The 12,743-nt window shown below is 43.4% G+C and carries 11 protein-coding genes; 4 read left to right on the top strand and 7 right to left on the bottom strand.

Features of this window, described 5'->3' with window-relative positions:
• The first annotated feature begins 94 nt into the window (after positions 1 to 94).
• Positions 95 to 1,336 (top strand): homoserine dehydrogenase, encoded by a 1,242-nt coding sequence (locus AC6H1S_RS08285; RefSeq protein WP_497565851.1) that lies wholly within the window; start codon positions 95 to 97, stop codon positions 1,334 to 1,336.
• A gap of 119 nt (positions 1,337 to 1,455) precedes the next feature.
• Here the strand turns inward: AC6H1S_RS08285 and AC6H1S_RS08280 are convergent, their stop codons facing one another.
• From AC6H1S_RS08280 to AC6H1S_RS08270, 3 genes are read right to left on the bottom strand one after another with little or no spacing between them, the layout of a single operon-like run.
• Positions 1,456 to 2,793: a dihydrolipoamide acetyltransferase family protein gene (locus AC6H1S_RS08280; RefSeq protein WP_497565850.1), complete on the bottom strand. Its 1,338-nt coding sequence runs from the start codon at positions 2,791 to 2,793 to the stop codon at positions 1,456 to 1,458.
• Between the two features lie 58 nt (positions 2,794 to 2,851).
• Entirely contained in the window at positions 2,852 to 4,099 is a 1,248-nt protein-coding gene (locus tag AC6H1S_RS08275) for a competence/damage-inducible protein A (RefSeq protein ID WP_497565849.1), read from the bottom strand.
• A gap of 12 nt (positions 4,100 to 4,111) precedes the next feature.
• A complete protein-coding gene (locus tag AC6H1S_RS08270) occupies positions 4,112 to 6,754 on the bottom strand; it encodes a putative LPS assembly protein LptD (RefSeq protein WP_497565848.1) in 2,643 nt (880 codons plus the stop codon).
• 125 nt (positions 6,755 to 6,879) lie between these two features.
• Between AC6H1S_RS08270 and AC6H1S_RS08265 the strand changes: the two genes are divergently transcribed.
• From AC6H1S_RS08265 to AC6H1S_RS08255, 3 genes are all read left to right on the top strand, one after another.
• A complete protein-coding gene (locus tag AC6H1S_RS08265; RefSeq protein WP_497565847.1) occupies positions 6,880 to 7,755 on the top strand; it encodes an N-acetylmuramoyl-L-alanine amidase family protein in 876 nt (291 codons plus the stop codon).
• A gap of 118 nt (positions 7,756 to 7,873) precedes the next feature.
• Positions 7,874 to 8,620, top strand: coding sequence for an N-acetylmuramoyl-L-alanine amidase family protein (locus AC6H1S_RS08260; RefSeq protein WP_233165981.1), 747 nt, complete (start codon positions 7,874 to 7,876; stop codon positions 8,618 to 8,620).
• A 15-nt stretch (positions 8,621 to 8,635) separates the two neighbouring features.
• Positions 8,636 to 9,592, top strand: coding sequence for an MlaD family protein (locus AC6H1S_RS08255; protein ID WP_497565846.1), 957 nt, complete (start codon positions 8,636 to 8,638; stop codon positions 9,590 to 9,592).
• A 428-nt stretch (positions 9,593 to 10,020) separates the two neighbouring features.
• Here the strand turns inward: AC6H1S_RS08255 and AC6H1S_RS08250 are convergent, their stop codons facing one another.
• The 4 genes from AC6H1S_RS08250 to AC6H1S_RS08235 all read right to left on the bottom strand — a co-directional run bounded on the left by AC6H1S_RS08250 (position 10,021) and on the right by AC6H1S_RS08235 (position 12,658).
• Positions 10,021 to 10,932 (bottom strand): ribonuclease Z, encoded by a 912-nt coding sequence (locus AC6H1S_RS08250; protein ID WP_497565845.1) that lies wholly within the window; start codon positions 10,930 to 10,932, stop codon positions 10,021 to 10,023.
• A gap of 7 nt (positions 10,933 to 10,939) precedes the next feature.
• Positions 10,940 to 11,326: an STAS domain-containing protein gene (locus AC6H1S_RS08245; protein ID WP_199141011.1), complete on the bottom strand. Its 387-nt coding sequence runs from the start codon at positions 11,324 to 11,326 to the stop codon at positions 10,940 to 10,942.
• 35 nt (positions 11,327 to 11,361) lie between these two features.
• Positions 11,362 to 12,315: a phosphoribosylaminoimidazolesuccinocarboxamide synthase gene (locus tag AC6H1S_RS08240; RefSeq protein ID WP_497565844.1), complete on the bottom strand. Its 954-nt coding sequence runs from the start codon at positions 12,313 to 12,315 to the stop codon at positions 11,362 to 11,364.
• 67 nt (positions 12,316 to 12,382) lie between these two features.
• Positions 12,383 to 12,658, bottom strand: a complete 276-nt coding sequence (locus AC6H1S_RS08235; protein ID WP_497565843.1) for a hypothetical protein — start codon at positions 12,656 to 12,658, stop codon at positions 12,383 to 12,385.
• Between the last annotated feature and the right edge of the window lie 85 nt (positions 12,659 to 12,743).

Here is a 12,743-nt window from a genome sequence, read left to right as displayed (position 1 = left end):
AAAACCATCATGTATATAGTCAATGGCCCAAGCCCAATGCGACTAACGAACAAGTGACTGATAAAATTTACTAAAGAATTAACATAACATAAAAATGAGCAAGAAACTTAAAATAGGATTATTTGGATTTGGTGTGGTTGGACAGGGCCTTCATGATATTATCCGCGGACAGAACCTCAATTTAGAGGTGGTAAAAATAGCCATCAAAAACCCGGAAAAGAAACGAAGCCTGGATGCACATCTTTTCACCACTTCGCACGATGAAATCCTGGACAATCCGGAAATCAATACTATTGTAGAGCTGATTGACGATGCTGATGCCGCTTTCCAGATTGCCAAAAAAGCGTTGAGCAATGGGAAACACGTGGTATCGGCCAACAAAAAAATGATTGCGATCCATTTGGAAGAACTGGTGAAACTACAGGCCGAACATGGCACCTCGCTACTGTACGAAGGAGCGGTATGTGGCAGTATTCCGATTATCCGTAACCTGGAAGAGTACTACGACAATGAATTACTGCATGGAATCAGTGGTATCTTCAATGGCTCATCAAACTACATCCTTTCTAAAATATTCAATGAAGGACTAAGCTACGGTACTGCGCTGCAACAGGCACAGGATTTGGGTTTTGCCGAAACCGACCCCATTTTGGACGTTGGTGGCTACGACCCTAAGTTTAAACTGACCATAGCCACAGCACATGCCTATGGCTTGTTTATCAATCCGGATCATATTTTAAATGTAGGCATCCAAAATATTTCAGATGCCGATATCCAATATGCAAGAGAGAAAAACTTTAAGATCAAATTGGTGCCTACGGCGCGCAAAATCAGCACCAAGCAAATCGTAACCTTTGTATTGCCCAAATTTGTAAAGGCCGACGATTTCTTGTTCAACGTAGAAAACGAATACAATGGCGTAACTGTGCAGGCCGCTTTTGCCGATAAGCAGTTTTTCTTTGGTAAAGGTGCCGGTGGCCACCCAACCGGTGCGGCTGTGCTTTCTGATATTGCTGCTTTGCGCTACGACTACCGCTACGAGTATAAAAAATACCACCAACAAAACGGCCTCGTCCATACCGACAAAGTAAGCATTGAAGTTTACCTGCGTTACGTACATGAGTACACCGTAGAAAAGCTCCAGGTAGAGAATATCTCCGAACGTTTTGCCCGCAACGACTACAAATACGTAATTGGCAGCATCAGCTTGAAAAGCCTGATCGAAAACCGTGAGTTGTTGCTAAACAAAGACGTATTTATTGCCCAAACCGGCAAACTCACCTACAGCCAACAAGACATCAAGGCCATTGCCGAAGAAGGATTACTTGTAAATTAAAAAAAACCGACTTTCGAAGTCTTAAAGAATCGAAAGTCTATTCTCAACATATTTTTTGTTTTGTCTCTATGCAAAAAGGCCCGAAATATTCGGGCCTTTTGCTTTATCGTACAATTATTTTAAGAAATCTCTCGATTGATATCCCAGTTCTCGAGATAATCGGCTACGCGACGGACAAACGAGCCACCCAACGCCCCATCTACCACCCTATGGTCGTAAGAAAGCGAAAGGAACATCATGTGGCGAATGGCAATTACATCGCCAAACTCCGTTTCTAAAACAGCCGGCTTCTTTTTAATGGCGCCAACGGCTAAGATGGCTACCTGTGGCTGGTTGATAATCGGGGTGCCCATTACATTGCCAAAAGAACCCACATTGGTTAAAGTGAACGTGCCGTTTTGGGTTTCGTCAGGTTTCAGTTTAGAGGCACGTGCCCTCGAAGCCAAATCGTTAACGGCTTTGGTCAAGCCAACCAAGTTCAGCTGATCTGCATTCTTGATAACCGGTACAATGAGGTTGCCGCTAGGCAAAGCCGCGGCCATACCAATATTGATATCGCGTTTTTTGATGATTTGGGTTCCGTTTACCGTTACATTGATCATCGGAAAATCCTTAATCGCCTTGGTAACAGCTTCCACAAAAATTGGCGTAAAGGTAATTTTTTCGTTCTCCCTTTGTTCGAAGGTCTTTTTCACCCTATCGCGCCATTTCACCAAATTGGTTACGTCGGCTTCAACAAAAGAAGTCACATGTGGCGAAGTTTGCTTGCTCATCACCATGTGATCGGCAATCAGCTTGCGCATTCTGTCCATTTCAATAATTTCATCGCCACCACTTAAGCTTGGCGCTGGTGCAACCGTTGCTTGTGGCTTGGCTGGCGTGGCAACAGGCTGATTGGTTTGTGCAGGTTGCGCGGCTGCAACTGGCGCACCGCCATTTTTTTGTTGCACATAATTGAGCAGGTCATCCTTGGTTACGCGACCATCGGCCCCGCTTCCTTTGAGCTGATCAAGCTCTGCCACAGAAATATTTTCCTGCGCCGCTATATTTTTGACCAACGGCGAATAAAAACGCCCCGAGTCTTTAAAATCTTGTGAAGTATTCGATGTAGTGGGTGTACTTGGCAATTGGCTGATGCCTGGAATATTGGCTTCGGCAACAGCTGGAGCTTCTTGCGCGACCGGCGTTTCCTGAGCCGATGTGCTTGGCTGGCCACCCTCAGTTTCGATAATGGCAATTACCGCTCCTACTTGAACTACATCATCAGCAGCAAACAACTGCTTTACCAGCTTTCCTGCAACTGGCGACGGCACTTCCGAGTCTACTTTGTCGGTAGCAATTTCCAATATGGTATCGTCCAGCTGAATGGTATCTCCCGGCTGTTTCGTCCATTTGATAATGGTCGCTTCTGCAACACTCTCTCCCATTTTTGGTAACAATAATTCGTATTGTGCCATAGTAATTACTTGTGTTTATAATTGGTATACGGGCGCAAAAGTACGCTTTTTTAGCGATTTAATTCAAATCTTGTTTCAAGAGATTTAGCAGCATGGTTAAAGCGGCCATTGCCGAGCGTTCGATATTCTGAATCCTTTTGTTGCCAAAAGTGAACAGTTTAGCTTCTACTTTATGCTTACTGGCCACAGCAATCCATACCGTTCCGACAGGTTTCCCGGGCAAGCCGCCACCCGGACCGGCAATACCACTTACCGCAATGGCGTAATCGGTTTTAAAATGCGAAATGGCTCCTTGGGCCATCTCCTTTACAGTCTGCTCGCTTACTGCGCCAAAGGTGGTCAATGTTTCATGTTTTACGCCCAGAATAGATTCTTTCAAATCGTACGAATAAGCTACTGCACCGCCTGCAAATACGGCCGAAGAACCTGCGTGCTGCGTAATCAGATGCGAAATATAGCCTCCGGTACAACTTTCGGCGGTAGAGAGCGTAAGCCCTTTGGCTTCCATTTGGTCGAGAATTGCTTTTTCGAGGGCAATATCCTGATCAATCACTACATGTTTGGCAATCCGCGTCATGATTTGCTGCGCAAAATGCCCAATCTCTTTTTCCAAGGCCGCCTCATCGGTACCTTTACCGCTTAGCCTCAACCTTACCTGACCAAGCTTTGGCAGGTAGGCCAATTTGATATAGCCGGGCAATTGTTCTTCAATATCTTCGATTTGCTGCGCCAAAAACGATTCGCCCAAACCAGCGGTTAAAATGGTCTTATGGATGATTGACGAAAGATTAAAAGTTTTTTTGATGCGCGGCAGGATTTCTTCTTCCATCAAATACATCATTTCGAAAGGAACACCAGGCATAGACACAATTATTTTTCCATTCACCTCAAACCACATGCATGGAGCCGTTCCGTTTTTGTTCTGGATCACCGTACAACCATCTGGAACATCGGCCTGTTTGATGTTGGCCTCGATCATTGGCCTATTGAGACGCGCAAAAATATCGGTTACATGGGCCAAAGTAGCTTCGTCCCTGCGCAAAGGCATATTGAAATAATTGGACAAAGTCAATTTGGTTACATCGTCTTTGGTTGGCCCCAAGCCGCCGGTCATCAAAATCAGGTCTGCACGTTGCTGCGCTTCGTCTAAAGCCTGTTTAATATGCTCGGCTTGGTCTGAAACCGAAGTAATCTGCTTAACGCTTACGCCAATCTTGTTCAGTTCTTGGCCCATCCATGCAGAATTGGTGTCTACAACCTGACCAATCAGGATTTCGTCGCCAATGGTAATGATTTCTGCTAGCATCTTTCTATGTATTTAGTATTTGGTATAGTAGCCTTTGCGTTTGCTCAGTTTCAGGTCTTGCAGGATAGAAGCTTTTACTTTGATATCGATCGAATAGCTCTGGTAGCTGCCGAATGGTATCCAGCTGGCACTCAAATCCCAGCAATGCAGGTCGCGGTAAATGGCAAACGAAGTATAAGAGAGGTTTTTGGCCTTAAAGTCGTAACCAGAATTGAACTGTATTTTCCACTTTGGCGTTAAATTAAAATCGCCGTTAAAGTTTAGCGTATTACTGATATTTCGGGTCTCCTTTTGACCGAATGGATTGTTATAGTTGAAGCTATACGAAAAAGCAAAATTCCAAGGAATATTAAAATCGACAAATGCATTCGGATCTCGACTAATAGCAGCCAGCTCTTCAATCTGTTCTGGCGTACGACCCGTTTGTGTGGTCTGGTTTTTCAGGTTGTCCATGTTTTTGTTCCGAGCTTTGAGGGCATCTGGATTCAAGCTATAATCGAAAGAAAATGTGAAATTGGTTAAACGAGGCAATTTTCCCTCACTCCACACAAACTTGTCGATCTCTCTGTAAGAACGACTAGTCACCTGGTTCGCACCCGTTCCAGAAACGGTGGTAACTTCCTGCACCACATAAGGACTAAACACCCCGCTAAAGTTAAAGCCAAGTTTATCGGTAAACTGCGAACGGCCGCTAAAGTTAATCGGTGCCAGCTTCATACTATCCTGCACAAAATTGTATGAACTCGAAAAGGTTAATCCTTGGATAATTGGGATCTTTTTCTCTCCGGTGCCTGTAGTATCTTTGGCCGATGCCACTTTTAACTCTACGTTATTATCTACCGAAAAGCCCAAACTGGCCTGTCTACCAGCAGATGGCCCGCCAAAAATACCCTGTTCAAAAACCGAATATTTTAAAGGCTTGCCCTTACTGTCTAGCTTATATTGCCCGGTTGGCACACTTAGTCCTGGCCTAAGGTCGTTGGTATAAATCTCCTGATACTTATAATAATTGCTATTGGCCGAAAAATCGGGCTTGTAAGAAAAACTGATATTCGGCGTAACCACGTGCCTGATGGCTTTGATCTTGCCGAGGTGCTTGAAATCCTTCCGGCCATAAAATTTGGTCGACATGCCCAAACTCAGGGAATATTCGCCTGCCCGCCTAAAGCCGTTCACCGTATCAACCGCAATGCTGTCTACACCTGGCGATTGGATATAGCGATTCCGTATGGTCTGAAAATACCATCGCTCGTTGTAATTGGCATTTGCACTAAAATTGAGGTATTTGAGCACATTGAAAGGCAAGCTGATCGGAATGCTATGCTGCATACCGTTTTTGAAACGCTTTAATCCGTCTTTGTCAAAAAGCAGGTTTTCTTTCGTATTTACGGTATTGCTGGCCTGCAAACTATAGCCTACGCTCAACTTCTGATACCATTTTGGTGTACCAGAGCTGTTTTTCATATCGAAAGGGTTAATGGTCGACATGTTTAAGCTCACCTGAGGCAAAGTTAAACTAATGGTTTTATTCTGTGTTTCTTGCGAGTGGGTTAAGGCCGCGGTTAAGTTAAACAAGCCATCGCCAAACACTTTGCCATAAGAAATACTCGAACTCATGGTGTTCTGCGCAATCTGGTTGATGTCGTAAGTACCATTGGCCGCCGTGGTCCTAAAAAAGTTGCCCGTACCCGCATTTACCGAGGCGCTAAAAGTGGTTCCCGGCCTGGCATTGGCATTTTGCGCATGCGTCCAACCAATATGGAAGTTCTTTTGCGGCGTATATTCCGGCGTACCTTCCAAACCGTTTCGGGTACTGGAATAAGAAAGGTTAAAATTACCATTGTACTTGTAGCGCTTGATGTAATTGGTCGCCAGGCTAAGATCGTAAGAACCATTGGTAAAGATGTTTCCCATCAATTTAGCATCCCAATAATCGTTCAGTGCCAGGTAATAGCCCCCATTGGTCAACGAAAAACCTTTGGTAGCATCTTCCCCTGGCGTAGGCAAAATAATCCCCGACGATTTTTTGTTGGGCTTCGGAAAAAAGCCAAAAGGAATGGCTATAGGTAAAGGTACGCCTTCAAATTCCATATAAACCGGCCCCGTAATAATTTGGGTTTCGGTAGCAATCCCCTTGGTAATGTGTATGCCGTAATGCGGATGCGGCAAATTACAGGTACTATAGATGGTTCCCTTTACATGGAACTCGTTATCGGGTTGCACCTTGGTTTTGCCCCCTGAGAAAAACCCGCCCTGCTGTTCGGTATATACGCCATGCACAATACCCTGGTGTTCCTTGGTGTTATAGGTCAGCGAATCGGCAATAGACGAACCATCTTTGCCCATTTTAAAAATCGGCCTGCCCACATACTTGCCTTTGTCGGTTTTAACGCCACTGGCAAAAATGGTATTGTCTTTCGAATTGAAGCGGATGTAATCGGCATCCAGCTCAAAATCTTCGTAGATTACCCTTGCTTTTCCATATAGATGGATAATGCCGTTCTTGCGATCTGTGCGAATAGAATCCTGCGAATAATATTCCAGCTTATCGTCTAAACTGCTTTTGGTCATCTTTTTTTTGACCTTTGTCGTATCTTTTTTGGAACTGTCGGTTTGCTTAACTACTTGCTGAAAAGCAAATCTAGACAAAGCCATAGCTTTATTCCCCGCAACTGAAAATAAAAGAGTAGCCGTTATGAAAATGATATTCCGTAAAAGTTTCAAATTTGTGCGTGAATGTTATTTTTGCAATAATGTTTATCCCAAAACGTTCAAAATTAATGAAAAATATACCAATGGTTAGGTCAAATCCGATTTTGATGATATTTATTTCTGCCATCCTACTGTTAGGCATTGATAACCAATCATTTGCACAAGAATACAAAATAAAAACAATCGTCATAGATGCGGGGCATGGTGGCCGAGACGGCAATACACGCGGACTTTACTCTGCAGAAAAAGACGTGGCCTTAAAAACGGCATTGCGCCTTGGAAAGCTGATCGAAGACAATTTAAAGGACGTAAAAGTAGTTTACACCCGTACAACCGATGTTTTTATTCCTTTATATGAACGTATCGGCTTGGCCAATACCGTTAAGGCCGATCTGTTCATCTCGATCCACTGCAACGACATGCCGGTTTACACCACCCGTTACATTAGCGGCTATACCCGCAAAAAAGGCAAAAAGATACCGATATATAAATACAGAAGTGCCAAAAGTACCTCTACCAGAGGTACGGAAACCTTTGTTTCGGGTACAGGCAGGATCAACGAGCAGGACGATGCCATTAAAAGAGAAAATGCCGCTATCTTTTTAGAGGACAACTATAAGGAAAACTACGAAGGCTTTAACCCCGACGATCCCGAAAGTGCCATTATCCTCTCGCTGATGAAAAATACTTTCAGGACACAGAGCCTTAAACTGGCCAAATTTGTACAAGACGAATATGTAAAAGTAGGTAGGATTAACAGGGGCGTTCAAGAAAAAAGCCTGGCTGTGTTGGCCCGTGCAGGTATGCCGGCCATCCTTACCGAGATCGGCTTTATTAGCAATCCTGCGGAAGAAGACTACATGAACTCTGAAGCCGGACAAATAGAAATTACCGAATGTCTTTTAAAAGCCATACAAGCTTATAAAGCAAGTGTAGAAATCTAATTCACATTATTTATTGTAAATTTGCACCAAACAAAATTAAATGAAGCTGAAGAAGTACCTGCCTATTCTGACGATATGTTGCTGTTTGACCCTTCAAAGTATCGCTCAAGGGTACAAAATGAAGACGATAGTAATTGATGCAGGCCACGGTGGCTTCAGGTCGGGCGCCGCGGGCTCCTACTCGCTCGAAAAAAACGTAACCTTGCAGGTAGCCCTCAAACTAGGCAAAAAATTGGAAGAAACCTTTCCGCACATCAAAATTGTACAAACACGCAAAACGGATGTTGATGTAGACTGGTACAGAAGGGCCGAAATTGCCAACGATTTGAAAGCCGATCTTTTCATTTCCATCCACTGCAACTCTATGCCCGACGACAGAGTGCTGGTTGGTAAAGACAAAAAAGGCAAGCCCATTTATAAATATGTTAAAAACAAAACCACCAAAGGTACCGAAACCTTTGTAGGCGCCTACCGACGCATTAACGAAATGGATGCCGGCATTAGGGAAAACGAGGAAATTTTAAAGGACAAAGACTACAAGAAAAAAGGTGCTTACGATCCGACAGACCCCGAAGAATTAATTATGCTATCTTTGTACAAATCGTTGTACAGGACAAAAAGCCTCGACCTGGCCCAGAAGATACAAAAAAACTATACCGAAGTAAACAAAAGGGGCAACAGAGGTGTTAAAGAGCAAGGATTATTGATTTTGCAAAGGGCAGCGATGCCTTCTGTACTAACCGAAATCGGCTTTATTTCTAATCCTGACGAAGAAGATTACATCAACTCCGCCAGCGGGCAGGAAGAGATTGTAAATGCAATAGTTGATGCCATTAAGCAATATAAAAAAGAAGTTGAGAACTAAATAAAACCAAACTACGTGAAAATCAAAAACGAAACTAAAGTAGGCGTTCTGGCCGCATTTGCCATAGCCTTATTGATTATCGGCTACAACTTTTTAAAGGGAAATTCCATCTTTTCGAGCGAAACCGTACTTTATGCCAAATACACACATGTAGATGGCTTAACTGTATCTAAACCAGTATTGATCAATGGTTTTCAAATCGGTCGGGTTGATGCATTGGAGCTAAAGCCAGACGGAGGCATTGTGGCGACGCTTAAGATCAAATCGCAGTACGAAATCCCCAAAAACACAATCGCCCGCTTAGAAAGCACCGATTTACTGGGTGGAAAAGCCATTGTAATGGTTTTGGGCGACAGCAAGGAATATGCTGAAGATGGTTTTGTGTTAAACGGAAACGTTGAAAAAGGTTTGATGGAAGCCGTGCAGCCGGTACAGAAAAAAGCTGAGCTGATCATCACCAAAATGGATTCGATTTTAACCAGTGTAAACTCGATCTTAAACCCGAACTTCCAGAAAAATGTGGACCGCAGTTTCAATAGCATTGCCTCTACCCTAACTTCGTTGGAAGCAACTTCCAAAAAAGTGGATGCCTTGGTAGGTTCTGAAAGCTCGAAGCTTTCTAATATCCTTTCTAACGTAGAAGCCATTACGGTTAACTTTAAAAACAATGGCGCTAAAATAGACGCCATTTTAGCCAACCTGAATACCGTTACAGACAAAGCCGCCGCACTTAACTTTAAACAGACCATTGACAATGCCAATAAAGCCGTAGGCGATTTGCAGGGCATGGTTAGTGAAATCAAAAACGGAAAGGGTACTTTGGGACAATTGATTAACGATACCAAAATGTACGACAACCTGACCAATGCAGCCAAAAACCTTGATGCATTGATGATCGACCTTAAAGCCAACCCTAAACGCTATGTACACTTCTCTGTATTTGGTGGCGGTGGCAAAAAAGACGATAAATAGACAGTTTCGTCAAATAATATGATTGAAAGCTGGGATTATATCCCGGCTTTTTTTGTTGGCTTTCAAAAATTTGATCGGGTAAATTTGAGAAATAAAATACACATATGTAGAAATATATACCCGTATTTCTACATATCAATTCACTGTATTTTAAACAGCAAAACCAGTCGACACCTGTTAATATATGTTCTAACAGCTATTTAGTAAATTACTTGAAATTAGGCGTCAAAGGCATGTTTATTGTCGTAAGAGGAGTATTCTTTTTGAACAAAACAGAAGCATGGCTTCTCTTAGATAAACAAATCCTTAATAAATTATCCCTCTTGTGTGCTCAACAAGGGGGATTGCTCTTTTTAGGGGCGGAGGTAAAAGACTAAAGGCTGAAGCTTTATACTTCATGGCCAAAAGACTATAAGCCCTCTTCAAACTTAAATCTCGTAAGTAGTTCCTTCTACGGCCAGTTGTGTAGCAGGGAAAACACTTTTGGCTTCGTCTAAAAGCTCAACCAATGTTTTATAGCGAGAGGAGAAATGGCCAATCAGCAATTTCTTGGCATTTACGGTCTGGGCCACTTCTGCCGCCTGTAGCGCCGTAGTATGGTGTGTTTCTTTGGCTCTTTCGAGCATATCATGCAAAAAGGTAGCCTCGTGGTATAAGGTATCGCAATTTCTGATGCTATCAAAATAGGCGGCATCGAACAGCGTATCTGAGCAATAGGCATAGGATTTAGGCGCTGCAGAATCGGTCGTATAATCGGCGTTCAGCAGCACTTCTCCTCCTGGCAAGGTTAGATCAGCCCCTCTTTTAAGCAAAGGATAACATTCTAAAGGCACATTTTTGGCCTCGAGCTTATCTACCAGCAATTTCCTGAGCCGTTTTTTCTCCGTAAACTTAAAACCTGTACAGGGAATGCGGTGGTTGAGGATAATGGTTTCTACCACTACATCACGGTTTTCGAAAATCACGGCAGGCTGTTCAGGATCGATGGCAAAATACACCAATTCGTAGCGCAACGTTGTATCCGAATGCTTAAACTGCAACGCCAGGATCTCTTGAATGGCTTTGGGGGCGAAGATGTACAAAGGCTTAATCCGACCGTTGAGATGCATGCTAGACAATAAGCCAATCAGGCCGAAATAGTGGTCGCCATGCAAGTGGCTGATGAAGATATAATCTATTTTAGAGGCTTTGAGGCCAAACTTAATGAGCTGTTGCTGCGTACCTTCGCCACAGTCTATCAGGTAAAACTTTTCGTTGCAGTTTAATAATTGGGCAGTGGGATTTCTATTGTATACCGGAGTAGCAGAGCTGCTGCCCAAAATGGTTACCTCAAATTTCATTCAGCCCCTATCCTTTATCTACGCTGCCACGGAGCTCTTTTTCAATCTCCTCCATAAAAATAAGGTCGGTTGCCTCATCCAGTTTGTTCACAAAAACCACCGATTGGTGGAGGTTAGACATCTTGATGATCTTGGCAATACTTTCGTTTACGCCGCACACCACAAAAACGCCACCAGCACTTTTGCAAAGTCTGTCGCCTACCAGCAAACTGCTCAGGTCTTGCGAGTCGATGCATTCTTTCACTTCAGACAAATCAAGCACAATGTTGCGGTAGCCTTCTGTATTTAACAAAATGAATTCCGACTTTAAGGCCGGGGTATTATCATTGGTGAACTTAGGTTCGTCCAATTTTAAAACCACATATTTTTCGTGCTTATCAGTTGAGAATTTCATATTTCTTAGTTTTTTATCCTAAACGAAATCAGCGATTATTTAGACAACAGGTCGTTAATTGCGTTTTGGGTGTTCTTTTCTATTCTGTTTAAAATGTCGGCCGAAGGATTTTTAACAAATTTTTCGCCGGTAATCTGCTCATATAATTCGATGTAGCGCTCTGAAATCGAGTCTACAATTTCGGGGGTCATGGTTGGCACTACTTGTCCGTCTTTGCCCTGAAAGTTGTTTTCGATCAGCCATTTGCGGACAAACTCTTTCGACAATTGCTTTTGAGGTTCTTTGTTTGCCTGTCTTTCTGCATAACCCGCTGCATAAAAATAGCGTGAAGAATCAGGCGTATGAATCTCGTCGATCAGATAAATGGCATCCCCTACCTTACCAAACTCATATTTGGTATCGACCAATATCAAGCCTCTTTGAGCGGCCATTTCGGTACCGCGTGCATAAAGCGCATGGGTGTAGGCTTCGAGTTTTTCATAATCTGGTAACGAAACAATGCCTTTGGCCAGGATATCTTCTTTGGAAATATCTTCGTCGTGGCCAACAGCCGCCTTGGTAGTTGGGGTAATGATGGGCTGTGGCAATTTGTCGTTTTCGTTCAATCCATCAGGCAATGCCACCCCACAAACCGTTCTCTTGCCAGCACTGTATTCGCGCCAGGCGTGACCAGCCAAATAGCCTCTAATCACCATTTCAACCTTAAACGGCTCGCAAATACGGCCAATGGTTACCATTTCGTCTGGCGTGGCCAACACCCAATTGGGAACAATATCTTGTGTGGCGGCCAAAAACTTGGCGGCGATCTGGTTCAGCACCTGGCCTTTGAAAGGAATGGCTTCGGGCAAAACGACATCGAATGCCGAAATCCTGTCGGTCACGACCATCGCCATTAATTCATCGTTGATGGTATACACATCGCGCACCTTGCCTTTATAAAAATTGCTTTGTTGCGGAAAATTAAAATTGGTTTCTTTAATTGCTCTCATTAGCCTATAAAAATACGATTTTAAACCAAAACCACTAGCGTTTAGCTCGCCTCACAACGTAATTTTATTACAATTTGTCTAGAACCGCTTCAAAATCAACCACTAAAATGTGTCCTACGACCTGTTCCTTTACAAATACCGTCATGTGGTCATTCATCTTATGCAGCTGCAGCCTTCCCTTAAACAAGGTTGCATCGGGTTCGGCAAGGAATTTTTTCAATGTTTTGCCATTCGTTTGGTGGCAAACGGCTTCTTCATTACCTGCTAAAACAACCAGTCTCAGGTTTTTGCCATCCTCAGATTCGATGGCCAATTTGAAGGGTTCGTTTAACTCGAATTGCATTTGAATGATTTTAAGACCAACAAAGTTTGATTTTTAGTCTGCAGTTCGCCATCGGTTTTTTTAGCAAATCCGACACGAGACCATA

This window comes from Pedobacter sp. TM02 (assembly GCF_059705275.1).
The sequence above is the reverse complement of the archived record's forward strand: the minus strand, read 5'-3'. Positions and strand labels throughout refer to the sequence as shown.

What these genes read in the sequence shown, in the direction of transcription:
- AC6H1S_RS08235 (WP_497565843.1), bottom strand. Translation starts at nt 12,658, where the DNA reads ATGCAATTCGAGTTAAACGAACCCTTCAAATTGGCCATCGAATCTGAG.
- AC6H1S_RS08280 (WP_497565850.1), bottom strand. Translation starts at nt 2,793, where the DNA reads ATGGCACAATACGAATTATTGTTACCAAAAATGGGAGAGAGTGTTGCA.
- AC6H1S_RS08240 (WP_497565844.1), bottom strand. Translation starts at nt 12,315, where the DNA reads ATGAGAGCAATTAAAGAAACCAATTTTAATTTTCCGCAACAAAGCAAT.
- AC6H1S_RS08250 (WP_497565845.1), bottom strand. Translation starts at nt 10,932, where the DNA reads ATGAAATTTGAGGTAACCATTTTGGGCAGCAGCTCTGCTACTCCGGTA.
- AC6H1S_RS08275 (WP_497565849.1), bottom strand. Translation starts at nt 4,099, where the DNA reads ATGCTAGCAGAAATCATTACCATTGGCGACGAAATCCTGATTGGTCAG.
- AC6H1S_RS08285 (WP_497565851.1), top strand. Translation starts at nt 95, where the DNA reads ATGAGCAAGAAACTTAAAATAGGATTATTTGGATTTGGTGTGGTTGGA.
- AC6H1S_RS08270 (WP_497565848.1), bottom strand. Translation starts at nt 6,754, where the DNA reads ATGGCTTTGTCTAGATTTGCTTTTCAGCAAGTAGTTAAGCAAACCGAC.
- AC6H1S_RS08265 (WP_497565847.1), top strand. Translation starts at nt 6,880, where the DNA reads ATGAAAAATATACCAATGGTTAGGTCAAATCCGATTTTGATGATATTT.
- AC6H1S_RS08260 (WP_233165981.1), top strand. Translation starts at nt 7,874, where the DNA reads ATGAAGACGATAGTAATTGATGCAGGCCACGGTGGCTTCAGGTCGGGC.
- AC6H1S_RS08245 (WP_199141011.1), bottom strand. Translation starts at nt 11,326, where the DNA reads ATGAAATTCTCAACTGATAAGCACGAAAAATATGTGGTTTTAAAATTG.